This window comes from Streptococcus suis (assembly GCF_017601095.1).
Classification (GTDB): domain Bacteria; phylum Bacillota; class Bacilli; order Lactobacillales; family Streptococcaceae; genus Streptococcus; species Streptococcus suis_Z.
The window spans coordinates 79,137-102,187 of sequence record NZ_JAGFUX010000007.1; the positions used below are offsets into that span (position 1 = coordinate 79,137).

Genomic DNA, 23,051 nt, shown 5'->3' on the forward strand with positions numbered 1-23,051 from the left:
TGGGACAATTTGAAGTAAAAGGAAAAGCCAAGATCAGTTCTTGACTTTTGTGATGTAGTTGTCTGGTGTGTAGGCAGCTCTGTCGAAGTTGGTTTCTTTTCCAAGAATTTCCATCGCAATTTGCCAACCGATATAAGGACCGTTGGTCAGGCCGGTTGAACCGAGTCCACTTGTTACCCAGAGATGGTCCTGATCAGCGACTTGTCCATAGAATGGCGAGTAGGTTGAAGTATAGGCGCGGGTACCGATGCGGGTGCGAGCGATTGGAAAATCGGCTAATTGGGGCATGAATTCCTGAGAGCGGTCTCGCATGGCTTGGATTTTATCTGAATCTAGTTCGAGATCATAGCCCATATCATCTTCATGGGTTGCACCAACGATGATACGTCCTTGAGAAAATGGCAGGATATCAATTTCACCATAAGGCATGCAGACTGGCCAATTTTCAGTGTCAAAGTGTGTGTCCAATTCAAAGAGTTGTCCTTTTTGTGGGCGGACATCCACTTTGTAGCCAATTGGTTCCAATAAATTGGGTAACCATGCACCAGCAGTTAGTAGGATATGATCGGCTGTCCATTCTTCTTGACCAACTAAGACAGTCTGTTCATCCTTCAAACCGACTTTTTGGCGGAAGATTTGCCCACCATTTTCAAGAAATTGTTGGTGGAGGATATCCAAGAGCCTACCACCATCCACTCGTCCACCACCTTCTAGATGAAGACCGAAAAATTCATCCTTTAAAAGCGGGAGGTAGTCCAGAAGTTCCTCTTTTTCCACTTGCTGAATCTGACCAATGACAGGAGCATCTTCACGTCTATCTAGGGCAATTTTCTGGACCTTTTCAATCAAGTCCTTCCGACTCTTTAGGCCGATGGTTCCAGTCACCTGGAAGGGTAAGTCGTTGATGCCATCTGCTCTTAAATCTGCCATCAGTTGTCGATAAAAACTGGCCCCTGAGGAGGTCAGACGGTACCAGTCTTTGTTTTTCTTCTGGGCCATCCAGGGGCAGATAATGCCAGCTGCCGCCCTTGTTGCAGTACCGATGCCTTCATCAACTAAGCGTATGGACAGGTCAGGGGATTTGGATAAATAATAGGCTGCTGTGGAGCCAACAATGCCTCCACCGATAATGATAATTTCTTTCTTCATAATGTTCATTATATCACAAATTCGCTTGGGTTTATTTATTTTTTTGTGCATGATACAATAGAAAAAAGGAGAACTTATGTCTGATATTATGTATCCAGAGGTTCTGACAGTTGGTTCAGGATCCATTCGCATTGCGACAGTTGGTGATAGTTTGACCTATGGTTATGGTCTGGAGGACCGTCTCAATCATGCCTATCCTTGTATTTTAGCTGAGAAGTTGGGGCATGCTTATCAAGTGGCGAATTTTGGTCTTAGTGGTCGTTCCCTGCAATCAACGGCTGATTATCCATATTTCCAAGAAAAAAATGCTCAATTATCTCTAGACTATCAACCAGATCTGGTCTTGATCATGATTGGTAGCAATGATAGTCGAGCACCTTACTGGAATCAGGAGAGATTTGAACAGGAATACCGTCAAATGATTGAAACCTACCTGAACTTGGAAAGCCAGCCAGATGTCATTATCATGGTGCCACCCTATATTCCGACCAGTCGTTTCGGTTTGAACAACGAAATTGTCAAGACGGTCCTACAAGAGATGATTCCCCGTTTGGCAGAAGAATATGGTCTAGAATGGATCAACTTTTATCCCTTGACAGAAGGACATGCTGAATATTATAGTGACGGCCTGCATTTGACTCCACTTGGCAATCAATTGTTAGCTGATGAAGTCTATCGGAAAATCACCTCCTAAGTAAGCCATGCTGAAAGTTTCGTTTTGTGACTGAAATATGCTATACTAGTAAGCAGTATAAGGAGATTTTATGGTAAAAAGAGATTTAATCAAGAATGTGATTTTACTGGCTTCTCTTTTGTGTGGTATACTGGCTATCCGTTATTATTTTTTCGAGCCAGTGACCATTCAATCATCGATGGCCAATACATATTTGAAAGAAAAAGATTTGATTGTCGCTGTCAAGGACGCCGATCTAAGCTATGGTGACTTTGTCCTTTACAAGGTGGACAATAAAGAATATGTTGGGCGACTCATTGCCGAAGAAAATGATACCGTGACCTACATGGATGATGTCTTTTACCGCAATGAAGCAGTCGTAGAAGAATCCTATTTATCTGACAGTCATTTTCAAGAATATTACACAGAAGATTTTTCAATCGCAACTCTGACCAATGGAGAGTACCAAGCTATTCCTGCTAAGCACTACCTCATTCTCAATGATGATAGAACCAACTTTGAAGATAGTCGAACATTTGGTCTGATTGCAAAAAACCAGATTGTGGGGCGGTTGACCTTCCGTATCAGTCCCCTGTCTGAATTTGGTTTCATCGATACAGGAATTGTCCAAGAATAATACCGAGCAATCGGTATTTTTTTATTGTGAAAACACAGAAGTTGACTAGACCAATTTTTTGATTGACAGATTGCAAATGTTTGTATATACTATGTTTATCGCTCTTTTTGAAGATAGAGTTGACTATACCAATTTTAAGAAAAAGTTAAGAAAGTTCAATTTCTATGGAAATTGAAGGTGAACTGTATGTGTGGAATTGTTGGTGTTGTAGGGAATACAAACGCAACTGATATTTTAATTCAAGGACTTGAAAAATTAGAATACCGTGGTTATGATTCAGCAGGTATTTTCGTAACAGGTGGGGAGCAGGCTCACTTGGTAAAAGCAGTAGGTCGCATTGCTGAATTATCAGCAAAAGTTGGTGATAAGACCGAGGGAACAACAGGAATTGGTCATACGCGCTGGGCAACTCACGGCAAACCAACTGAGGATAATGCTCATCCACATACCTCACAAACTAGTCGTTTTGTACTTGTTCACAATGGTGTGATTGAAAACTACCTTGAGATGAAAAATGACTACTTGGCAGGTCACGATTTCAAGGGTCAAACTGACACAGAAATCGCTGTTCACTTGATTGGGAAATTCGTAGAAGAAGACGGCTTGTCTGTTTTGGAAGCCTTCAAAAAAGCGCTTCATATCATCCAAGGTTCATATGCCTTTGCCTTGATTGATGCTGAAAATCCTGACATTATCTATGTTGCCAAAAACAAATCTCCACTTTTGATTGGTTTGGGCGACGGTTACAACATGGTCTGCTCAGATGCCATGGCGATGATTCGTGAAACCAGTGAATATATGGAAATCCACGATAAAGAATTGGTCATCGTGACCAAAGACAGCGTTCAAGTAACAGACTATGAAGGCAATGCTATTGAGCGTGGCAGCTACACGGCTGAATTGGACTTGTCAGACATCGGTAAGGGGACTTATCCGTTCTACATGCTCAAGGAAATTGACGAGCAACCAACTGTTATGCGTAAGTTGATCTCAACCTATGCAGATGCGGACGGTAAGATGACAGTTGACCCTGCAATCGTGAAAGCTGTTCAAGAAGCAGACCGTATCTATATCTTGGCAGCAGGTACTTCTTACAATGCAGGTTTTGCTTCCAAAAACATGATTGAAGCCTTAACAGATACCCCTGTTGAGTTGGGTGTGGCGTCTGAATGGGCCTACCACTTGCCAATCCTCAGCAAAAAGCCACTCTTTATCCTCTTGACCCAGTCAGGTGAAACGGCAGATAGCCGTCAAGTCTTGGTGCGTGCCAATGAAATGGGAATTCCAAGTTTGACCATTACCAACGTGCCAGGTTCAACTCTTTCACGTGAAGCGACTTACACCATGTTACTCCACGCAGGTCCTGAAATTGCCGTAGCTTCAACCAAGGCTTATACTGCTCAGGTGGCTGCCCTTGCCTTCTTGTCAAAAGCTGTTGGTGAAGCCAATGGGAAACAAGAAGCTATCGACTTTGACTTGGTACATGAGTTGTCCATCGTTGCCCAGTCTATCGAAGCAACCCTTTCGGAGAAAGACTTGATTGCAGACAAGGTTGAAAAACTCTTGGCAACGACGCGTAATGCTTTCTATATCGGACGTGGTACAGATTATTATGTAACTCTTGAAGCAGCTCTCAAGTTGAAAGAAATTTCTTACATTCAAACAGAAGGCTTTGCGGCTGGAGAATTGAAACACGGAACCATCTCCTTGATTGAAGACGGTACTCCAGTGATCGCTCTGCTTTCTGCCAATGAAAAAGTAGCAGCTCACACCCGTGGAAACGTTGCAGAGGTAGTATCCCGTGGTGCTAATACCTTGATTGTGGTGGAGGAAGGCTTGGATCGTGAGGGTGACGACATCGTGGTCAATAAGGTGCATCCATTCTTGTCAAGTATCTCCATGGTTATTCCAACTCAGTTGATTGCCTATTATGCGTCCTTCCAACGTGGTTTGGATGTCGATAAACCGCGTAACCTTGCAAAAGCCGTTACGGTTGAATAAATTATGAAAGGATTTGGGTAACCAAATCTTTTTTTGCAAAAAAATTCGAAAATCATCCGGAAATTGCATTAAATTTTATAAAAATTCTGAAAAATCCTTTGTTTTCTCAGAGGATTTTTGATATACTAGTATCTAACTATCACAAGAGGAGGGACTATGTCTTACATTTTTGAAATATTACCAAGCCTGCTAGATGGGGCTTTGGTGTCCTTACAAGTGTTTGTATTTGTCTTGGTCTTGTCTCTTCCCTTGGGAGCTGTTTTGGCCTTCCTGATGCAAATGAAGTTTGCACCCTTGCGCTGGTTCTTGCAGTTCTATGTGTTGATTATGCGAGGCACTCCCTTGCTCTTACAATTGATTTTTATCTATTATGTCTTGCCAAGTGTTGGAGTAACTTTTGATCGGATGCCATCAGTCATCATTGCCTTCACTCTGAATTATGCTGCTTATTTCTCTGAGATTTTTAGAGGAGGAATAGAAGCCATTCCTGCGGGTCAATATGAAGCTGCAAAAGTCTTGAAGTTTACACCTTTTCAGACCGTTCGCTACATCGTATTGCCTCAGGTGGTGAAAATTGTCTTGCCAAGTGTCTTTAATGAAGTCATTACTCTGGTAAAAGATACATCATTGGTCTATGCCTTGGGCGTGAGCGATCTCTTGCTAGCAAGTCGAACAGCTGCCAACCGTGATGCTAGCCTGGCTCCTATGTTCATCGCTGGGGCAATTTACCTGCTCATGATTGGGGTAGTGACCCTAGCATCTAAACAAATTGAAAAGAAATTTGACTACTATAAATAGGAGGAACTGCTATGTTAGAATTACGCAATCTATCCAAACGCTTTGATAACAAACAGATTTTCTCCAATTATGATTTGGTCATACCAGAGGGTAAGATTATAGCTATTGTTGGTCAATCGGGTGGGGGAAAAACGACACTGCTCCGTATGCTAGCTGGTTTGGAATCAATCGATGAGGGAACTCTGATCTACAATGGGCAAGAACTGCCTGTGGAAGAGTTAGGGAAACGACATCTGCTGGGCTTTGTCTTTCAGGACTTCCAGCTTTTCCCTCACTTGTCTGTTTTGGAAAACTTGGTCCTGTCTCCTGTGAAAACCCAGGAAATGCCGCGTCAAGAGGCAGAAGACAAGGCCCGGAAATTACTTGAGAAGCTTGGTTTAGCCAACCATGCAGACGCCTATCCATTCTCCCTCTCAGGTGGCCAGAAGCAACGGGTAGCCCTTGCTCGTGCCATGATGATCGATCCAGAAATTATCGGCTATGATGAGCCGACTTCGGCCTTGGATCCTGAATTGAGAAAGGAAGTGGAGAATCTTATCTTGCAAAACCGTGATACTGGGATTACACAGATTGTAGTGACCCACGATATGCAGTTTGCGGAGAATATTGCGGATGAGATTATCAAGATTGAACCCAAACACTAGAATAGGATATTGATTATGAAAATAAAAAAAATGCTTTTGACTGCTGTCACCTTCCTCTCAACTCTTAGCCTTGCTGCTTGTGGAACTTCGCAAGAAACAAGCCAAGATAAGTGGTCAACCTACGAAGATGAAAAGACCATTACTATTGGTTTTGACAAAACTTTCGTACCGATGGGCTTTGAAGATACCAACGGTGAATACACTGGTTTTGACGTAGAACTGGCAACAGCTGTTTTTGACACCTATGGTATTACTGTCGAATGGCAGCCAATCGACTGGGATTTGAAAGAGACTGAACTCAACAATGGTAACATTGACCTCATTTGGAATGGCTATACTGTGACAGATGAGCGTGCTGAAAAAGTGCTCTTTACAGATTCTTACATGGATAACAAGCAGGTCTTGGTAACTAAAAAATCTTCAGGTATCGCAACAGTAGCAGACATGGAAGGCAAGCTTTTGGGAGCTCAAGCAGGTTCTGCAGGTTACTCTGTTTTCGATTCACAACCTAAAATCCTCAAAGACCTCGTGTCAGGAAATGATGCAAGCCAATATTCAACCTTCAACGAAGCCTTGATTGACTTGAAGAATGATCGGATCGACGGTCTCTTGATTGACCGTGTTTATGCCAATTACTACCTACAACAAGAAGGCATCATTGCTGACTACAACATCATTGATGCTGGATTTGCGGATGAAACATTTGCAGTTGGTGCTCGTAAGTCAGACACTACCTTGGTAGAAAAAATCAATGCAGCCTTCAAAGAACTGTACGCAGACGGTACCTTCCAAGAAATCTCTGAAAAGTGGTTTGGTGAAGATGTAGCAACAGATGCAGTGAAAAACTAATTTATATAAGATAAGAGGTTGGGCTCAAGCCTAGCCTCATTTCTCAGAGTTCGTGTCAACATCTCGGCGCAGTGGTTGATTGGCAGATTTGTTCGTGTTTTACACTCCAAATCTGGCCTTTACGACTGTCGTGAACGGAGTTCACTTCATTTCCGACCTCAAACTGTCTCCCAGACAGTTTGAGCTGTGCGGGGGTGGGAGTAAAATAGTCCAGTGGACTATTTTAGCCCGAACCTACTGTTTGGAAGTGAGGGGGACCTCTTTTTTTTGTTCGTTAGAGTTCTTTCCCACTCCCTTTTTTGTCACATTTTTTGTGACAAGATTTGAGTTTTATTGTGTCAAGAGGTTTTGTATAATAAACTTACAAAATAGGAGGAAAAATAATATGGAAAATTCTTCAATTCGTGTTCGTCTTCAAAAGCTGGGGACAACGCTGTCTAACATGGTCATGCCCAATATCGGTGCCTTTATCGCTTGGGGTGTCTTGACCTCGCTCTTCATTCCAACAGGTTGGTTGCCAAATGAAACCTTTGCAACTATTGTTGGTCCCATGATCACCTATCTCTTGCCACTCTTGATTGGTTATACTGGTGGTTACAATGTATACGGCCAACGTGGTGGTGTCATGGGTGCCATCTTGACTATGGGTGTCATTGCAGGTTCAAGCGTTCCAATGTTTATTGGTGCTATGGTAGTTGGTCCATTAGGAGCAATTGCAATCAAGAAGTTTGATGAAAAGGTACAACCTAAAATCCGTCCTGGTTTTGAGATGTTGGTCAACAACTTCTCGGCTGGTTTAATTGGTTTTGCCTTGATGCTAGTAACCTTCAAGATTGTTGGTCCGTTTGTTGAGAGCATGACAGGTGTAATTGGCAATGGTGTACAAGCAATTGTGGATATGAAACTCTTGCCACTTGCTAACATCATCATCGAGCCTGCTAAAGTCCTCTTCCTAAACAATGCCCTTAACCACGGTATCTTTACACCGCTCGGAACAGAGCAAGTATTGGAAGCTGGTAAGTCTGTTCTCTTCCTTTTGGAAGCTAACCCTGGTCCAGGTCTTGGTATCTTACTTGCCTATGCCTTCTTCGGAAAAGGCTCCGCAAAATCTTCTTCATGGGGTGCAATGGTTATTCACTTCCTCGGTGGTATCCATGAAATCTACTTCCCATATGTCATGATGAAACCAGCTCTCTTCCTCGCAGCTATCGCTGGTGGTGTATCAGGTACTTTTGTCTTCCAAACGCTTAATGCTGGACTTGCTGCTGCAGCCTCACCAGGTTCAATCATCGCTATTACAGGTATGGTGCCAAAAGGTGATGGCTATCTTGGAAACGTATTTGCCGTATATGCAGGTGTATTCGCAGGTGCTCTTGTATCCTTCCTTGTCGCTTCGATTATCTTGAAAGCTGATAAGTCAGAAGGGGAATCATTGGAAGCGGCTCAGGCTGCAACAAAAGCTGCCAAGGCTGTTGCAAAAGGCCAAGCGGTCGAAACAGTCGCAGCAGAAATTTCAACAAACTCTGTAAAACAAATCATCTTCGCATGTGACGCTGGTATGGGTAGCTCTGCAATGGGTGCTTCGCTCCTCCGCGATAAAGTTAAGAAAGCTGGCTTGGATATCCCAGTTACCAACAAGGCAATCGCAAACTTGCAAGATACTGAGCAAACCTTGATTGTGACCCAGCAAGAATTGGCTGACCGTGCTGCTCAACGTACCCCACGCGCTATTCATGTTGCAGTTGACAACTTCCTAACTTCTCCAAAATACGATGAAATCGTTGCTAAATTACTGGGACAACCTGCTGTTGCAGTTGCAGCTCAAGTCTCAGAAGACGCCAGTTCAGCTGAAATTGATTTGAACTACATTGATGAAGTAGTTTTTGCCTATGGCCAATCCCAAGGTTCTGCCACAATGGGTCAAGCAACTCTTTCTGCTATCTTTAAAAACAAGGGAATTGGTATTCCAGTTGCAAGCGTACCGTTTGAACAATTAGCTGAGCACAATGCTAAAAATATCCTTGTAGTCACAACCATTTCACAGCAAGCAGAAGTACAACAGGCTGCTCCAAATGCGCAACTCTTGGTTGTAGATAGCTTAGTAACAACACCAGAATATGATAAGATTGTTGCACGTATGCACAAGTAATTTTTTCAACAATGTAGTATAATGAACCTATGCTATTAACAAAACGTGAAGAACAACTGATGAAAGCTTTCCTCCAGGTAGGGAAGCTTTCATTGAAAGAAATGGCGGAAATCCTGCAAGTTTCCTCTCGAACGGTCTATCGAACCTTGTCTGATTTGGAGCTAGCTTTGGAAGAAAAGGGGATTGAGCTGGTCAAGGAAGGGAAGAAATATTATCTAGTGGGTAATGTGTCCCTCCTAGAGGATTTGGAATCGCAGGATGGTTTTACAGCCAACCAACGCCTGCTGCAGATGTCTTATCAATTATTGACCAGTCAGGAACCCATTACCAATGAAGCCTTCCAAGAGCAGTTTCTGGTTTCAAATGTGACTGTCATCCAGGATATTGCGACCATTGAAAAGCGCCTGACGGACTTCGGGCTCAACCTCAATCGTCAGAAAGGCTATACCCTGGAAGGGTCAGTTGCCCAGAAAAGACGTCTCTTAGCAATTCTCCTCGCCAATGCCATCTCTGTTCAGGAATTTTGGCAAGATTCCTATGCGGACTTTCCTATTTTAGTGGTGGAGCGAGTGGCTGCCAGTCGGTCTGCCTTTGAAGGCTTACAGGCTCATCTGGGAGAATTAGATCCCAAGATGAGGCAGGTCTTGATTAGTTTGTTGGCACTGGCGGACAACCAAGGTAATCTGGAAGATAGTATGTCAGTGTCCAAAGATGCCTTGGATTTTTCGCAAAAAGTGTTTACAGAACTGGCTAAGCAAACCAAGACCTATTATTCCATTCAGGAGATTATCTTTTATGCTAGGGTCTTGGACGAGCTGGTAATCAAACGCCAGCAAGTCCCTCTTTTTCGAGAAGCATTTGACAGTCGTTTTTATTACAATATTTCCCAATTGGTGGACACAGTTTCTCGCTTTACTAAGATTGACTTCATCAAGGATTCCTTGCTCTTTCCAATGCTCTTTAATCATATCCGTCTGAGTTTGGCAGTCCCCATTCTCTATCCTGATTTTGCGACCAGCAATATTGCCTACTTGGCGACCCAGAAAAATCCCTTCTTGCATCGCTTGATCAGCCAGGTCATGCAGGATATCTTTCCAGACTATATTCAGAATGAATATGAGTATGAGTTGGTCACCTTGCATTTTGCTTCCAGTTTGCGGCGAAGTCCGGATATTTATCCAATTCGAATCCTGTTGGTAACGGACGAAAGACCCTTGACAACCAGTGTCTTGGTTTCAAAAATCAAAAACATTGCGCCGTTTGTGGAGTGGATTACGGTGAAAAGTAGTTCGGATTTGGCTACGGTTGATTGGCAGCAATTTGACTATTGTTTGACCACAAAACCGCTCCCTCATTTGGATTTGAACTTGATTTCGACTTTTCCATCGACAGAGGAAATTTTGGACTTGCAAGAAACCTTGCAGTCAATCCAAGAGAATCGGACGGTACAGATTCGAGAGACTGTGAAGATTTCCTATCAGTATGACTTGCAGCGCTACCTAGAAGCCAGCAGTCGCTTGCTAAAAGAATTTAGTTTGACTTTTTTGGACAATCCAGCTTCCTTTGAAGAGACGGTTGGAGTCATCGTATCAAGATTAGATGGTTTGTTGGATGCTGACTATTTGACCCAAAAACTCTTGGCTCGATTTCAAGCTAGCCCTTTGGCGATTCCGCAGACTAATCTTGCCTTGATCCATACCCAGTCTAGACAGGTGGAAAGAAGTCAATTTCACATCATTGAACTAAACCAGCCAGTGCAGGCCTTGTCGATGAATCACGAGTGGGAAGAAGTCAGACGGGTCTTGGTTATGATGACTAGTCCAGAAGAACAGGATGAGGTCAGAGAACTGATGACTGCCATCAGCCAGTCCATCATCGAAAATAAACTCTATACAGAAATTTACCGAACTGGTAACCAAGAAATTATCTACCAGTTATTGCATTCTATTTTTAACGAAAAAATCAAGAAATTGGAGAATTAACATGGAAATTCAACACAACCTTATCAAATTAAACCAAACTTTTGCCAACAAAGAAGATGCGATTCGCTACTGTGGTCAACAGTTGGTAGCTGCTGGCCATGTCAATGAAGCCTATATCGAAGCTATGATTGAACGAAATGAAGAGCTTTCTGTCTATATGGGTAATTTCATCGCCATTCCTCATGGTACTGATGCGGCCAAAAAGGAAGTTCTGTCATCAGGTATTACCATCGTACAAGTGCCTGCGGGTGTCAACTTTGGGACAGAAGAAGATCCAAAGATTACAACAGTTCTATTCGGAATTGCTGGTTTAGGTGATGAGCATTTGAACATCATCCAAAAGATTTCTATTTTCTGTGCAGATGTGGATAACGTAGTCAAATTGGCAGATGCTCAGTCAGAAGACGAAGTAATCGCCCTGTTGAATAGTGTAGGCTAAGAGAGGAGATAAGATGAAACAAGCAGTTCACTTTGGGGCAGGCAATATCGGACGTGGTTTTATCGGGGAAATCCTCTTTGAAAACGGCTTTGAGATTGCCTTTGTCGATGTCAATGAAACCATTATTGATGCCTTGAACCAACGTCATTCCTACGAGATTGAAATTGCAGAAGAGGGCCAACGCCACATCGCAGTTTCAGGGGTGCGTGGGATTAACAACCGTCTCAATCCTGAAGAAGTTGTCACAGCTATTTCAACAGCTGATTTGGTAACGACAGCCATTGGGCCAAACATCCTGCCTTTCATTGCAGGTCTGGTAGCCCAAGGGATTGAAGCCCGTCGCCAAGCAGGCAATACTCAACCGCTTGATGTCTTGGCCTGTGAGAACATGATTGGTGGCTCTGCCTTTCTTTACGAAGAAGTCAAAAAACACCTGTCAGAGGAAGGTTTGGCTTACGCAGCAGAGTTTATCGGCTTCCCAAATGCAGCAGTGGACCGTATTGTCCCTGCCCAAAGCCATGAAGATCCCCTCTTTGTCGTAGTTGAGCCTTTTAATGAGTGGGTGGTCGAAACACAAGGCATGAAAAATCCAGACTTGAAGCTGGAGGGTGTTCACTATGAAGCGGACTTGGAGCCTTTCATTGAACGCAAACTCTTCTCCGTCAACTCAGGTCATGCAACTTCTGCCTACACTGGTGCTCACTTTGGGGCGACCACTATCCTAGAAGCCTTGCAAAATCCTGAGGTGAAAAGCAAGGTGGAAGCTGTGCTGGCAGAAATCCGTAGCCTCTTGATTGCCAAATGGAACTTTGACGAGCAAGCCTTGGTCGATTACCACAAGGTCATTATCAGTCGTTTTGAAAATCCTTATATCGTGGATGACATTGCTCGCGTAGCTCGGACACCAATCCGTAAACTCGGCTATGACGAACGCTTTATCCGCCCAATCCGTGAACTCCGTGAGCGTGGTTTGTCCTATGACAACCTCCTTGCCACTGTCAGCTATATCTTCGGCTACAAGGATGAAACAGATGAACAATCCGTTCAACTGCAAGCCCTCTTGCAAGAAAAATTCCTGCCAGAAGTTGTAGCAGAAGTGACAGGCTTGGCCGACCCAGCCTTGATTGAAGAGATAGTAGCAGTTATTACTAGATAAAAAAGACTTCTCAACCTAGTCTGGTTGAGAAGTTTTTTCATCTATTTTTTTAGAAATTTGGTGGAAGATGACAGTCCATCTTTCATGACGTCGCCAGAGGGATGTGTGGACATAGTCTCCGATTTCAAAAGTGACTAGTTTGGACTTCTGGCTGACAGAGGTCATCTGGTAGTTGGAGAGATAGGTGGATTGAACTGGGTGAGCTTTCAGCATCTCGGTTTTATTGAGGTAGCGACCCTTGGCATCAATCAAGAGATAGTCTTCATCAATCAGGTCTTCATAGCCTTTTTCATGGGCTTGGATTTCAGACTCAAAGCGATAGAGCTTGTCAAAGACATGTTCATAGATTTCATCGTGAGGAATTTCAGAGGGCTCTACATGGATATCGACATCGAAAACCCCATGTTTGAGTGTTAGCAGTTGCTCGACCTGCTCGGTAATCTCATGGCTTTCATAGACGGACAGGTCAGGATTCATTTCTAGCACAATGTCCAGATAGATATTGGCCCCGTAAGTCCGGCCACGCTGGGATTTGACAGCAACGACCTTAGGCAGTTTGAGAATATCCTCTTCGTACTTGTGGAGAAGTTCCTCATCAAAACCGTCAGAAAGAGTAAAAAAGCTCTCCATGAAAATCTCATAGGCAGTTTTCAGGATGAAGAAGGTGATGACAATAGCCGCAATCTTATCAACGATTGGAAAGTTAAGGGCCGCCGCAAAGACCGCAAGAGAAGTCCCGATAGATGTTACCGCATCAGACAGATTGTCCTTGGCAGTAGCCTCCAAAGCCTTAGAATTGACCTTGCGAGCCAACTTGCGATTGTAGAGATAGACCCCGATCATGACGATAGCCGAGAAAATTCCAACCACCGCACCCATGATGTCAATCTCCACAACCTCATCGATCAGCAATTTGAGAATGGTCGAATGGAGGACCTGAAAACCAACGACAAACATGATGAAAGAGGTAATCAGACTAGCCAAATCTTCCATTTTCCAATGACCAAACTTATGGTCGGTATCCGCAGGTTTCTGGGCCATTCGCAGGCCGATCAGGACTGCGACATTTCCCACAATATCCGAGATATTGTTAAAAGCATCAGCCGTCAGGGCATCAGAGTGAAAAATGGTCCCCGCCGACAGCTTGAGCCCGGACAGTATGACGTAGGCGACAATGGACACAAGGGCCCCACGCTCCGCCAGCTTCAGATTTTTTACTTGTTGGTTCATAGCCTCTCCTTATTTCCCTCCATGATAGCAAAAAAACTCCCCAATTTCAAGGAGGCTTACTTTTCGATTGGACCATAGCGGAGCTTCATATACTTGTAGAGTCTGAGGAGGACAGTCCCGCTGGCCATACCGATTGGAATGACCAGAGCCAAGGTGATAACGGTTGAAACGTTGACCAAGGCAGTGGCGTGCTCTCCAGATACAAAATAAGTCGTCGTCATATAGGCCCGATAGCCAGGTACCAGTGGTGCCAAGATTGCCAAGGAAAAAATAACCGAGGGTGTCTTGAGGACGATACTCATGACCTGACTGATACAGGAGCCGATAATGGCAGCCGTCAGCGTTGCGATAACGGCATTGGTTGGCTCTAAAAGTGCCAGATAAAGTAGCCACACCACCATGCCCAATAGCCCGCCTGGAAGCAGCATTTGTTTTTGAACGTTTAAGACGATGAGAAAGGCCGCGATAGCGATGTAACTGGCCACAGCCTGTAACAAAAAATTCAAAATATCCATGACTCACCCCACAATCAAGAAAGCAACAGCCGTTCCAGCCCCTAAGGAAAGAATAACCAGTAGTGTTTGGAAAATCTTGGTCATACCCGTATTGATATGATTGGTCATCAAGTCGCGTACCGCATTGGTAAAGGCAATCCCAGGCACAAAGGGCATAACAGCTCCAGCGTTGACCAGGTTGGGATTGATGAGGAGGGAGCCATTTTTATCTACCAGGTAGGCCACCAGGGAAAAGACTAGGGCACCAGCAAAGGTGGATACAAAGTCGATACCAATCAATTGTTTAGTCAAGAGGGAGAAGGGAAAGGCAAGTAAAGTCGCTAGGGCAGTCACTAGAGCTTCCAAGGGCCCTCCACCAAACATAATGGTAAAGAAAGGAGCGGCGACCACTGCAGCTAGTGTCACTTGCAGATTGCTGTAAGGCTGGGGCTGGTTTTTAATCTGGTTGAGTTGTGCCAAGGCCTCTTCCAGACTGAGCTGCCCTTCTACGAGAGAACGGGAGACCTGATTTACCTGACAGACCTTCTGCATATCGTAGCTCTGGTGGACGATACGTTTCATCCGAGAGATATTGGTGTGGTCAATGGAGAAGAAGATAGCAGCAGGAATGGCAAGGACATTGGCATTTTCAATCCCTTGTGAATGGGCAATACGGATCATAGTATCTTCCACTCGATGAATTTCAGCTCCGCTTTGGGACAAAATAGCCCCTGCTAGCATGAGCACATCGATGACCTGATTGAGTTGGGTATGCTTGTCCATTGGTGCCTCCTCAGTTTTCTAGTTCTATTATAGCAAAAATTCCCATGGCTGAACGTTTTTTCAAGAAAAGTGAGCGGATCGTTTGCATTATTCTTGAAGGATGATATAATTGACTTATCAACAGTTGACAAGTCAACAAAAGGAGCACACCATGATAGCTATGAATGACTTGCTTTATCATGTAAAGCTAGCAGACGAGAGCATTACTCGTTTATTTGAAAAGCAGTTGGGTATTAGTCTGACACGCTTTCAGTTGCTGACTAGCTTGTTGGACCAAGCACCTTGTTTGCAACAGGATTTGCAAGAGAGTTTGCAGATTAACCGTGCAGCCATTACCAGACACTTGAAGATTTTGGAGGAGGCTGGTTATATCAGCCGTAGACAGAATCCAGACAGCAAAAGAGAGATGGTTGTAGAGCCGACCGCCAAAGCGGTAAAAGACTTGGTAACAGCCCCTCCCAGCCAGCACCTGCAGGTTAAACAAGCCATGGAAGCTATCTTGACAGATGAAGAAGCAGCACAGCTGAGCCAACTCTTAAGCAAGCTAGTCACTGGCTTAGAAGCTCTGCCATTTGACACAATCAACAACTAGAAATGGAGAAACTATGTCAATTTTTACTACTATCTTGGCGACAGTCGTTGCCCTTGAGCACCTTTACATCATGTACTTGGAAACCTTTGCTACCCAGTCGGTCAAGACCAGTCAGGTTTTCAATATGACGCAGGAGGAACTATCACGCAAATCTGTCACAGCCCTATTCAAAAATCAGGGGATCTATAACGGCCTACTAGCAATCTTCCTTCTTTACGGAATCATCACTGGCAACCTTGAAATCACAACGATTTTTGTCCTTTTTGTTATTGGAGCCGCAGGTTACGGTGCACTAACTGCCAGTCCGAAAATCCTCTTAACCCAAGGTGGCCCAGCTATCTTGGCCCTCTTGTCTATTTTATTATTTAAATAATGGAGTGGTTCGTTTAAATCATATTTTTTGTTTCGCTATCCTACCAATTTTGGAAGGTAGCGTTTTTTATATATCAAAACCTGACATTCCTTGAAAAAAATTTGTATGTAACATCAAAATGAGTATTATTTCGAAAAAAAGTGTATAATAATATTGTAAATAATCTTTTCAATTAGAAAAGCTAACTGACGTAAAAATCTTTGCTGACACGTTAGTTTCCAGAAACATTTTTGAAAGAAGGAAAAAATGATGAAAGGGAAAAAAAATAGTCATTCCAGCTCTAGTGCTGATCTTAGTTGGAGGGGCAGGGATCCTCGCCACCTTAAACCAATCTTCGGCACCAGTTAGTAACACCAGTAAAACCGCTACACAAGCCAGTAGCACAGAAACATCATCAGTAGCAAAAACCAAGGAGAGTAGTACAGAAAAAACGTCCACTTCTAGATCAGAACAAAGTAGTCCGTCAAGCACTTCATCTCCAAACTCGCAGAGCGAAAGTAGCGGGGCTGTGACAGAATCCAGCAAAGCAGCAACGACTTCCGAGCAGGGGGCGACTGAAACGACGACTGCAGAACAAAGTAAATCGAATCCCGCCACCAGTCAAGAAACGATAAATAAATTGACGAACTCTCAGTCTCAGGCAGGGAAGAAGCACATTCTCAATGTTAGCCCTCAAATCCAACGTGCCTGGAATACCTGTGCGCCCACTACAGTGAGTATGATGCTCTCCTACCGCGGGATTGAAGTTTCCCAGGAAGTCTTAGCGCAGGAGATGGGGACAGATACATCCTTTGGTACCCATAATGCCAACGCCATTCAAGTCCTAAACCGTCACCTGTTCGGTTATGATTTTCCTCAGGCAAACCAAGCAGGTTATCGTTTAGAAACGGTGACAACTGCAGATGTTCATTCTGACCAGATGCGCCTCTTTAAGCAACGGTTGAAACAGAATATCGCAGATGGGTATCCTATGTATTACACCTTTGATAGTTCCAAAATCTATCCAGGCCTCCGGGGAGAGCACAATGTTATTGGTATTGGTTATCAATTATCTGAGGATGGATCAGATATTGCTTACCTCTACTATTTAGATCCTTCTCCAACTGTTCAAGATGCGGTATATGGAGGCCTAAAAAAAGTAACTCCACAGGAGTTATTCGAAAGTATGCTCACCTGTGTAGAGCCAAACTATGGATGGTAATTGGGGAAAAGATTCCAGACAGAGTGGTTCGAACAAATAAAAAAACACAGCCAGATGGTGGATGAGTTCAGTAACATCCAGTCATACTGCTGTGTTTTTTCTATGCTGAAAAAGGCTGAGCGAGACCTGTACTCGAAGTTTAAGTGTGGCAAATGTTAGTCCATTATCATTCAACAAGGATATCTCCCTGCTTGCTAAAGAGGACAAGTTGGGTCTGGGATTGGGTCTGGGTTTGTGGAAGGATGACTTGACCTGATTCAGAGTAGGCTTCCACACGGAGAGTTTGCTTGCTGTCTTCTTTGAGTTGGATGTGGGTGTCACCCTTGAGGACCATGATGTCATGGTGTCCGCCAAGAGTCAGATTGTTGGCTGTGAGCTGACCCAGAGTGAGGGAGATTGTGCTTTTGAATTGGCTTTCTGATGGAGTTTGGCTGTCTAAGCGCGTGTCATCTAGCACAAGGTCCCCATCTAGTATGCTGAGGGCGATTGAGTCAATCTGGCTATCTTCGATGACTGCTTTTCCTTTTTGAATCGACAAATCAAGTAGATCAATATCAAGCTTCTTCAGGTGGACATCTCCATTCATCAATCCGCTGAGTTTATCTAGCTGACGACCTTTGGGAACATAGAGGACAGGCTGATAGGAAGTATCAGGTGTTTGATGATAGAGACTGAAGAACTGATCAAAAAGACTCTCTGACACATCTTGCCCCTGGTCCTTGATGACCAGCTTGCCATCCGTCAGTTGGTAGTTGGTCAGATCCGTCTGGTGGTGCTGGTTGCGATAGTAGTAGAGGTGGAACTGGTCATCATCAGACGGTAAAATACTGATGCTACCGTTTATATCGATGCTTGAGACATCTGAAAAGCTAACATTTGTTTGTTGGCGGTACTGGCTAGTTACTTCCTTGAACTGGTTCCATCCGCCCATGAGATAGCCGGAAACGGCTAGTAGAGCGCCAAGGGCCAGCAGGCCGATGGCTATTTTCGGTAGGGAATCAAATCGTTTCATGGGAACCTCCTGTGCGTATGTGCTTGGCTACCCAGTTGAGTACAAAGAGTATGGCCTTGTTACCAAAATGAAAACTGGCCTGTATGCCGAGCAGTCCAATGGCTAGGCTCATGAGGCTAAGTCCTGCAATCAAGAGTCCGCTGGACCATGAGAGGCGAAGGAGGTCAAGGGCGAAGAGGAGATGGGCTAGTCCTCCGAGGATAGCGCTGATCCAGAAACAGCCTAGGAGAATCAGACCAGCCAAGACAAGCAGGATGAGGAGGACAAAGAGGAGGAGAAGGCAGATGGAGAGAGGGAGTCCGACGGGGGCCGCCAAAATAGCCAGTCCGAGCAACCAGATTATATTGTGGTGCTGGGGCTTTTCATCTGCCATTTGCTTGTTGAAGAGGTTGGTAAGGATTTCGCGGGCCGCTTCAGAAGGGGGACCGAGTTCTTCTATTATCGCAGTTTCTCCGTCTGGACCAGCTTCGTCAAAATACTCATTAAAGTGGTCCAAGGTATCTTCCAGGTCTTTTTTGGGTAAATGGCGGAGCTGTTTAGCCAGTTCTGTCATGTATTCATAGCGTGTCATGGTCTCCTCCTTTATGCAAGAGTTACTCGGCAATCGTTACAGCGAAGAGTGAGCTTGCTTGGGCAATCGGCGACTGAATAGTCCAAGATGACTGGTTCTTCATCCAAATTCAACAAGTCCATCATTTCTTTGGGCAAGTGGAGAACGGAGTCATCTGCTTCTAACTCAAGATTGAAGGGCTCTGCTAACTGTATGGACAAGACACAATCATCAGCCTGGCAATTGAGCCTGTCTGCCAACTGCAATTGCTCAAGCACTCCGACACAATCGGTTAAATCCAAATCACCTGTGGTAAGTTGACAGCGATTGAAATTGATCTGACAATCGGACAAGGAAGTCCGCAGTTGGTCACAGTTTGACTGGCTGAAGTTTGCTTGGACATCATCGCCGATAAGATCTAGCTTTTTAGTTTCAAGCTTGGTTACTGACAACTGCCCATCTTTCATCTTCAAGAAGCATTCTTCCTGGACCTGTAGCTGGCTCAGAGTCAGGGAACTGTCGGACAAGTCCAGACAGAACAAGTCCACCAAGTCCAAGTTGCGGATGGTCAGCTTGCTATCTGAGAGAGTGAGGCTTAGGTTGGTCAGGGGAAGAAGCCTTTGGGGGAGACTAAGAATGGCATAGCTATCTTCCGACTGAGTCTCCAAGATTCTATCGGAATCGAGACTGGTTTTCAAAACCAGGCAATCTCCTTCGAGTTGGTAGTCCAAGGTCACACCTGTTTCTTCTGGATTCATTTGGTAGCGTAGCTGGGCTTTTTCCAGCTGACCCACTTGGACGATTAAACTCATCGATTCAAGTTCCAGCTTTAATTGACGGAAATCAGGCAGTTGCGCCTCAACAGTCTGTACATTGATCTCATTTGTCTTTGGAGAAGAGTCATGAAAGAGTTTTTTCCAGTTAAATGGTTCTTTAGCGGTCGCTTGAAAAACTGTCCTGCTTTCCAGGGGACTCTCAGAAATCAATTCATCACTAGGGAGGTTGGCCATGATTTCTTGAGCAGCTTCTCTGGGCTTGCCCAAGTCTTGAATGGCTTTTTGGTCATCTCCTTTTTCTTCAAAGTACTCTTGGAAATAGTCCAATACTTCTTGACGTGCATGGGGCTGTAAGCCAGCCAATTCCTGTTCCAATAGGAGTAAATAATCTGCTCGGTTCATTTGCGTAGGCTCCCTTCTATGATTCCGTCGATGGTGCGCTTGTAGTTGGTCCATTCTTCCTCGAGAAATGGGATGTGACTCCTTCCTGCTGGGCTGATGGTGTAATATTTGCGTTTCCGCCCCAAGTATTCTTGCTGGTAGGTGGTGACGTAGCCAGCCTTTTCCAGTTTTTTGAGAATGGGGTAGAGTGTTGATTCTTTGATATCCGCTGCTAACTTAATGGTCTGACTGATTTCATAGCCATAGGAATCCTGCTTATCGAGGATAGATAAAATCAGAAATTCAATTAAGATAGAGGAGACGGGATAGTACATGCAATCACCTCTTTATCCTTATGTAAAATATTTATATATAAATTATATACATAAGGATAAAAAAGGTCAAGTCTTATATATAAAAATTTTATATAAAGATGGAAGAGAGTGTGCTATACTAAAAAAAACTAGAGAAGGAGGAGTCAATTTGCCAGCATTTATTTATCGTGCCCTTGGGTTTGTCTTTGTTATGGGGATCGGCTATATATTACGACATCGAGGCCTTGTCAAGAAGGAGGATGCCCGCATCTTTTCGACCATCCTGATGAATGTGACCCTACCATCAGCCTTACTCTTGTCCTCTCAATCCATGAAAGTGGAACAGATTACCTTCTTGCCATTTTTCTTGGGGATTGTTGCCAATCTTTGTTTGCTAGTAGCTAGTTATGTGGTTTGGCGAAAGGATAGGCATAAGCAGGCAGCAGTCATGGTGGGCTTGAGTGGTTATAATATCGGCACCTTTACCCTACCCTTTGTGCAAGCTTTTTTTCCAGCTAGCAGTTTAGCAACGGTTCTTTTGTTTGATGCTGGCAATGCCATTATGGTATTGGGTGGTAATTTTAGTCTGGCCAGTCAGTTAACCAATCAGGCTTCGCCAGGTTTTTGGCGCAGTCTCAAGCCACTGGGCAAATCGCTTCCCTTATTGGTTTACTTATTAACCTTGACCCTGGCCTATTTCTCCATTTCCTTACCTCAAGATCTTTTGTCTATCTTTTCTATCGCTGCCCAAGCCAATCCCTTTCTTGCCATGCTGTATTTGGGAGTATTATTAGATTTTCCAGTCAGTTGGGCAGGCTGGAAGGAGCTGGTTCAGGGCTACTGGGTTCGTTTGTTGACCAATTTCTGTCTGGCTGGTTTGGTCTTCTATGGCCTGCCTCTTTCTTCCTCTCAGACTTGGATGGTCTTGTTATGCCTTTTGTCTCCCATCTCAGTCTTGGCTCCCTTTTACGCTTGGAAGTTGGGTAGTGATGGAGCAGAGGCTGCCAATCTCAACTCGCTATCCATTTTAGGAAGTCTGCTTGCTTTGTTTGCTCAGCTATATTTTGGACCATAAAAAAGACACCTGTTCAGGAGAACAGGTGTTTTAGCCTTAGTTCAAGAAGAACTCTTGTGGACCTTTGTAGCTATGTGCTTCTTTGAAGGCCATATAAACATTAATCAATGGTGTAAAGAAGAGGTAGAAGACGGACTGTACAGTTGATAAGCCGAAGGCACGTCCATAGTTGTATGTCAAATAAAGGCTATAAAGTGGACCAGCAACTGGAATCAAGATAAAGAGGATAAAGATACCTTTTTCTTCACCAAATGTGATGCATTGTTGGATATAAAGGTTATAAATTGGAATCAGGGCCTTCCAAGCTGCATAACCAGCACGGCGGAAGAGGACCATGTTTGAAAAAATGGTCAAGAGATACCAAATGACTGTGACGGCGATGGAGATCAACCAAAAGCCAATCAACATGCCATTTAACAAAGCTTCATCAGAATACATAAACGAATCTCCTTTTTCTTTTATGACTTCATTATACCAGTATTAATTCAATAATACAATATAAATGTGCATTTTTTTGAAAATTTTTCTGAAAAAGTCGATTTTCTTGGGAAAATCGACTGAAAAGTTAATTGTAAGAAACGATTCCGAGGATGACATCAACGGCTTTTTCCATGGTTTCGAGGCTGACAAACTCGAAGCGGCCGTGCATATTTTCTCCACCTGCGAAGATATTTGGCGTTGGAATGCCCATGAAGGAAATCTTGGAGCCGTCTGTTCCGCCGCGAACTGGCTCGATCAGTGGCTTGATACCTAGATTTTCCATGACGTCCTTAGCGATGTTGATAGGGGTCATGTCTTTTTCGATGATTTTCTTCATGTTGTAGTACTGGTCATGCAGGTTGACAATGACGCGTGGAGTGTCAAAGGCCTCATTCATTTTTTCAGCGATGTCTAACATGAGCTGTTTGCGGGCAAGGAAATCCTCTTCCTCAAAGTCGCGGATGATATAGGTGGTAGAAGCAGTATCGACACTGCCCACCATGTTCATCAAGTGGAAGAAGCCTTCATAGCCTTCAGTTTTTTCAGGGCGGTCTGCTTCTGGAAGGGCATTGTGGAAGTCAATAGCTAATTGGAAAGCGTTAATCATCTGATCCTTGGCAGATCCTGGGTGGACATTGCGTCCAAGGAAATCAATCTTGGCAGCAGCTGCTGAGAAGGTTTCGTACTGGAGTTCGCCCAGCGGTCCGCCGTCCATGGTGTAGGCAAAGTCCACATCAAAATCTTCCACATCAAACTTGTCAGCACCGACCCCGATTTCTTCGTCAGGACCAAAGCCGACACGGATTTCGCAGTGTTTGATGTCTGGATTTTGTACCAGGTACTCAATAGCCGTCATGATTTCGGCAATGCCTGACTTGTCATCAGAACCCAGCAAGGTGGTACCGTCTGTGGTAATCAGTGTTTGACCCTGGTAGTTGGCAAGTTGTGGGAAGTCTTTTGGATGCAATTCATAGCCAGAAGTTCCCAAGGCAATCGGTTTGCCGTCGTAGTTTTCGATGATCTGCGGGTTGACACCTTCTGCGTTGAAATCCGCCGTATCCATGTGGGCGATGAAGCCAATCTTACGTGTCAAACTCGGGTCGTTGGCAGGGAGTGTTCCCACTGCAAAACCATTTGGCAGGTAGTGAACATTCTGTAAGCCGATGCGTTCCATTTCAGGCAGAAGGATATTCTGTGCGAACTCGACTTGGTTTTGGGTAGAAGGAGTAGTTGTCGAATTTTCATCTGAGCGAGTATTTTCTTTGACATAGACTAAAAAACGGTCTAAGAGTGTTGGGTATTTCATAGTATCT

The 23,051-nt window shown here is 44.2% G+C and carries 25 protein-coding genes; 14 read left to right on the forward strand and 11 right to left on the reverse strand.

What is annotated here, in order from left to right; all coding sequences use genetic code 11:
• Positions 1-33: 33 nt before the first annotated feature.
• Positions 34-1,149: an NAD(P)/FAD-dependent oxidoreductase gene (locus J5566_RS07250; RefSeq protein ID WP_208562708.1), complete on the reverse strand. Its 1,116-nt coding sequence runs from the start codon at positions 1,147-1,149 to the stop codon at positions 34-36.
• Positions 1,150-1,225: 76 nt separating this feature from the next.
• Here J5566_RS07250 and J5566_RS07255 point away from each other — a divergent pair, with 76 nt between their 5' ends.
• From J5566_RS07255 to J5566_RS07300, 10 genes are all read left to right on the forward strand, one after another.
• The gene (locus tag J5566_RS07255) at positions 1,226-1,843 is read left to right on the forward strand and encodes a GDSL-type esterase/lipase family protein (RefSeq protein ID WP_208562709.1); all 618 of its coding nucleotides are present in this window, start codon (positions 1,226-1,228) and stop codon (positions 1,841-1,843) included.
• A gap of 70 nt (positions 1,844-1,913) precedes the next feature.
• Complete coding sequence (lepB, locus tag J5566_RS07260) at positions 1,914-2,459, forward strand: signal peptidase I (protein WP_208562710.1); 546 nt, start codon at positions 1,914-1,916, stop codon at positions 2,457-2,459.
• Positions 2,460-2,645: 186 nt separating this feature from the next.
• Positions 2,646-4,460 (forward strand): glutamine--fructose-6-phosphate transaminase (isomerizing), encoded by a 1,815-nt coding sequence (glmS, locus tag J5566_RS07265; protein WP_208562711.1) that lies wholly within the window; start codon positions 2,646-2,648, stop codon positions 4,458-4,460.
• A gap of 156 nt (positions 4,461-4,616) precedes the next feature.
• Positions 4,617-5,258: an amino acid ABC transporter permease gene (locus J5566_RS07270; protein WP_208562712.1), complete on the forward strand. Its 642-nt coding sequence runs from the start codon at positions 4,617-4,619 to the stop codon at positions 5,256-5,258.
• Positions 5,259-5,269: 11 nt separating this feature from the next.
• Entirely contained in the window at positions 5,270-5,902 is a 633-nt protein-coding gene (locus tag J5566_RS07275; protein WP_208562713.1) for an amino acid ABC transporter ATP-binding protein, read from the forward strand.
• A gap of 15 nt (positions 5,903-5,917) precedes the next feature.
• Positions 5,918-6,751 (forward strand): amino acid ABC transporter substrate-binding protein, encoded by an 834-nt coding sequence (locus J5566_RS07280; RefSeq protein ID WP_208562714.1) that lies wholly within the window; start codon positions 5,918-5,920, stop codon positions 6,749-6,751.
• A gap of 385 nt (positions 6,752-7,136) precedes the next feature.
• Positions 7,137-8,900, forward strand: coding sequence for a PTS mannitol-specific transporter subunit IIBC (locus J5566_RS07285; protein WP_208562715.1), 1,764 nt, complete (start codon positions 7,137-7,139; stop codon positions 8,898-8,900).
• A 29-nt stretch (positions 8,901-8,929) separates the two neighbouring features.
• Complete coding sequence (locus J5566_RS07290) at positions 8,930-10,882, forward strand: BglG family transcription antiterminator (protein ID WP_208562716.1); 1,953 nt, start codon at positions 8,930-8,932, stop codon at positions 10,880-10,882.
• 1 nt (position 10,883) lies between these two features.
• Positions 10,884-11,321, forward strand: a complete 438-nt coding sequence (locus J5566_RS07295; protein WP_208562717.1) for a PTS sugar transporter subunit IIA — start codon at positions 10,884-10,886, stop codon at positions 11,319-11,321.
• A gap of 13 nt (positions 11,322-11,334) precedes the next feature.
• A complete protein-coding gene (locus tag J5566_RS07300) occupies positions 11,335-12,477 on the forward strand; it encodes a mannitol-1-phosphate 5-dehydrogenase (RefSeq protein WP_208562718.1) in 1,143 nt (380 codons plus the stop codon).
• A gap of 15 nt (positions 12,478-12,492) precedes the next feature.
• On the opposite strand, the gene J5566_RS07305 is transcribed toward J5566_RS07300, so the two are convergent.
• From J5566_RS07305 to J5566_RS07315, 3 genes are read right to left on the reverse strand one after another with little or no spacing between them, the layout of a single operon-like run.
• Positions 12,493-13,707 carry a cation diffusion facilitator family transporter gene (locus tag J5566_RS07305; RefSeq protein ID WP_208562719.1) on the reverse strand — a complete coding sequence of 405 codons (1,215 nt, stop codon included), beginning with the start codon at positions 13,705-13,707 and terminating at the stop codon, positions 12,493-12,495.
• A 56-nt stretch (positions 13,708-13,763) separates the two neighbouring features.
• Positions 13,764-14,222 (reverse strand): threonine/serine exporter family protein, encoded by a 459-nt coding sequence (locus J5566_RS07310; RefSeq protein ID WP_208562720.1) that lies wholly within the window; start codon positions 14,220-14,222, stop codon positions 13,764-13,766.
• 3 nt (positions 14,223-14,225) lie between these two features.
• Positions 14,226-14,984: a threonine/serine exporter family protein gene (locus J5566_RS07315; RefSeq protein WP_208562721.1), complete on the reverse strand. Its 759-nt coding sequence runs from the start codon at positions 14,982-14,984 to the stop codon at positions 14,226-14,228.
• 151 nt (positions 14,985-15,135) lie between these two features.
• Between J5566_RS07315 and J5566_RS07320 the strand changes: the two genes are divergently transcribed.
• Both J5566_RS07320 and J5566_RS07325 read left to right on the forward strand, forming a co-directional pair.
• On the forward strand, positions 15,136-15,576 hold the full coding sequence (locus tag J5566_RS07320) for a MarR family winged helix-turn-helix transcriptional regulator (protein ID WP_208562722.1): 441 nt from the start codon (positions 15,136-15,138) through the stop codon (positions 15,574-15,576).
• Between the two features lie 13 nt (positions 15,577-15,589).
• Complete coding sequence (locus J5566_RS07325) at positions 15,590-15,949, forward strand: DUF1304 domain-containing protein (protein WP_208562723.1); 360 nt, start codon at positions 15,590-15,592, stop codon at positions 15,947-15,949.
• Positions 15,950-16,117: 168 nt separating this feature from the next.
• Here J5566_RS07325 and J5566_RS10540 read toward each other — a convergent pair whose 3' ends face one another.
• Positions 16,118-16,420 carry a hypothetical protein gene (locus J5566_RS10540; RefSeq protein ID WP_244228977.1) on the reverse strand — a complete coding sequence of 101 codons (303 nt, stop codon included), beginning with the start codon at positions 16,418-16,420 and terminating at the stop codon, positions 16,118-16,120.
• 37 nt (positions 16,421-16,457) lie between these two features.
• On the opposite strand from J5566_RS10540, the gene J5566_RS10545 reads away from it, so the two are divergent.
• Positions 16,458-17,150: a C39 family peptidase gene (locus J5566_RS10545; protein ID WP_348002281.1), complete on the forward strand. Its 693-nt coding sequence runs from the start codon at positions 16,458-16,460 to the stop codon at positions 17,148-17,150.
• 166 nt (positions 17,151-17,316) lie between these two features.
• Here J5566_RS10545 and J5566_RS07335 read toward each other — a convergent pair whose 3' ends face one another.
• Genes J5566_RS07335 through J5566_RS07350 form a run of 4 tightly spaced genes read right to left on the reverse strand, consistent with a single transcriptional unit; the run spans position 17,317 to position 20,204 of the window.
• The gene (locus J5566_RS07335; protein WP_208562724.1) at positions 17,317-18,162 is read right to left on the reverse strand and encodes a DUF4097 family beta strand repeat-containing protein; all 846 of its coding nucleotides are present in this window, start codon (positions 18,160-18,162) and stop codon (positions 17,317-17,319) included.
• Positions 18,149-18,733: a DUF1700 domain-containing protein gene (locus J5566_RS07340; protein WP_208562725.1), complete on the reverse strand. Its 585-nt coding sequence runs from the start codon at positions 18,731-18,733 to the stop codon at positions 18,149-18,151. Before J5566_RS07340 ends, J5566_RS07335 begins: the two co-directional genes overlap by 14 nt.
• Positions 18,734-18,744: 11 nt before the next feature.
• Positions 18,745-19,890 carry a DUF1700 domain-containing protein gene (locus J5566_RS07345; RefSeq protein WP_208562726.1) on the reverse strand — a complete coding sequence of 382 codons (1,146 nt, stop codon included), beginning with the start codon at positions 19,888-19,890 and terminating at the stop codon, positions 18,745-18,747.
• Positions 19,887-20,204 carry a PadR family transcriptional regulator gene (locus tag J5566_RS07350; protein WP_208562727.1) on the reverse strand — a complete coding sequence of 106 codons (318 nt, stop codon included), beginning with the start codon at positions 20,202-20,204 and terminating at the stop codon, positions 19,887-19,889. The genes J5566_RS07345 and J5566_RS07350 overlap by 4 nt, the downstream gene beginning before the upstream one ends.
• Positions 20,205-20,352: 148 nt before the next feature.
• Between J5566_RS07350 and J5566_RS07355 the strand changes: the two genes are divergently transcribed.
• A complete protein-coding gene (locus J5566_RS07355; RefSeq protein WP_244228978.1) occupies positions 20,353-21,258 on the forward strand; it encodes an AEC family transporter in 906 nt (301 codons plus the stop codon).
• Between the two features lie 36 nt (positions 21,259-21,294).
• Here J5566_RS07355 and J5566_RS07360 read toward each other — a convergent pair whose 3' ends face one another.
• Positions 21,295-21,696, reverse strand: a complete 402-nt coding sequence (locus J5566_RS07360; RefSeq protein ID WP_208562728.1) for a DUF5684 domain-containing protein — start codon at positions 21,694-21,696, stop codon at positions 21,295-21,297.
• 127 nt (positions 21,697-21,823) lie between these two features.
• A complete protein-coding gene (gene pepT, locus J5566_RS07365; RefSeq protein WP_208562729.1) occupies positions 21,824-23,044 on the reverse strand; it encodes a peptidase T in 1,221 nt (406 codons plus the stop codon).
• Positions 23,045-23,051: the final 7 nt, after the last annotated feature.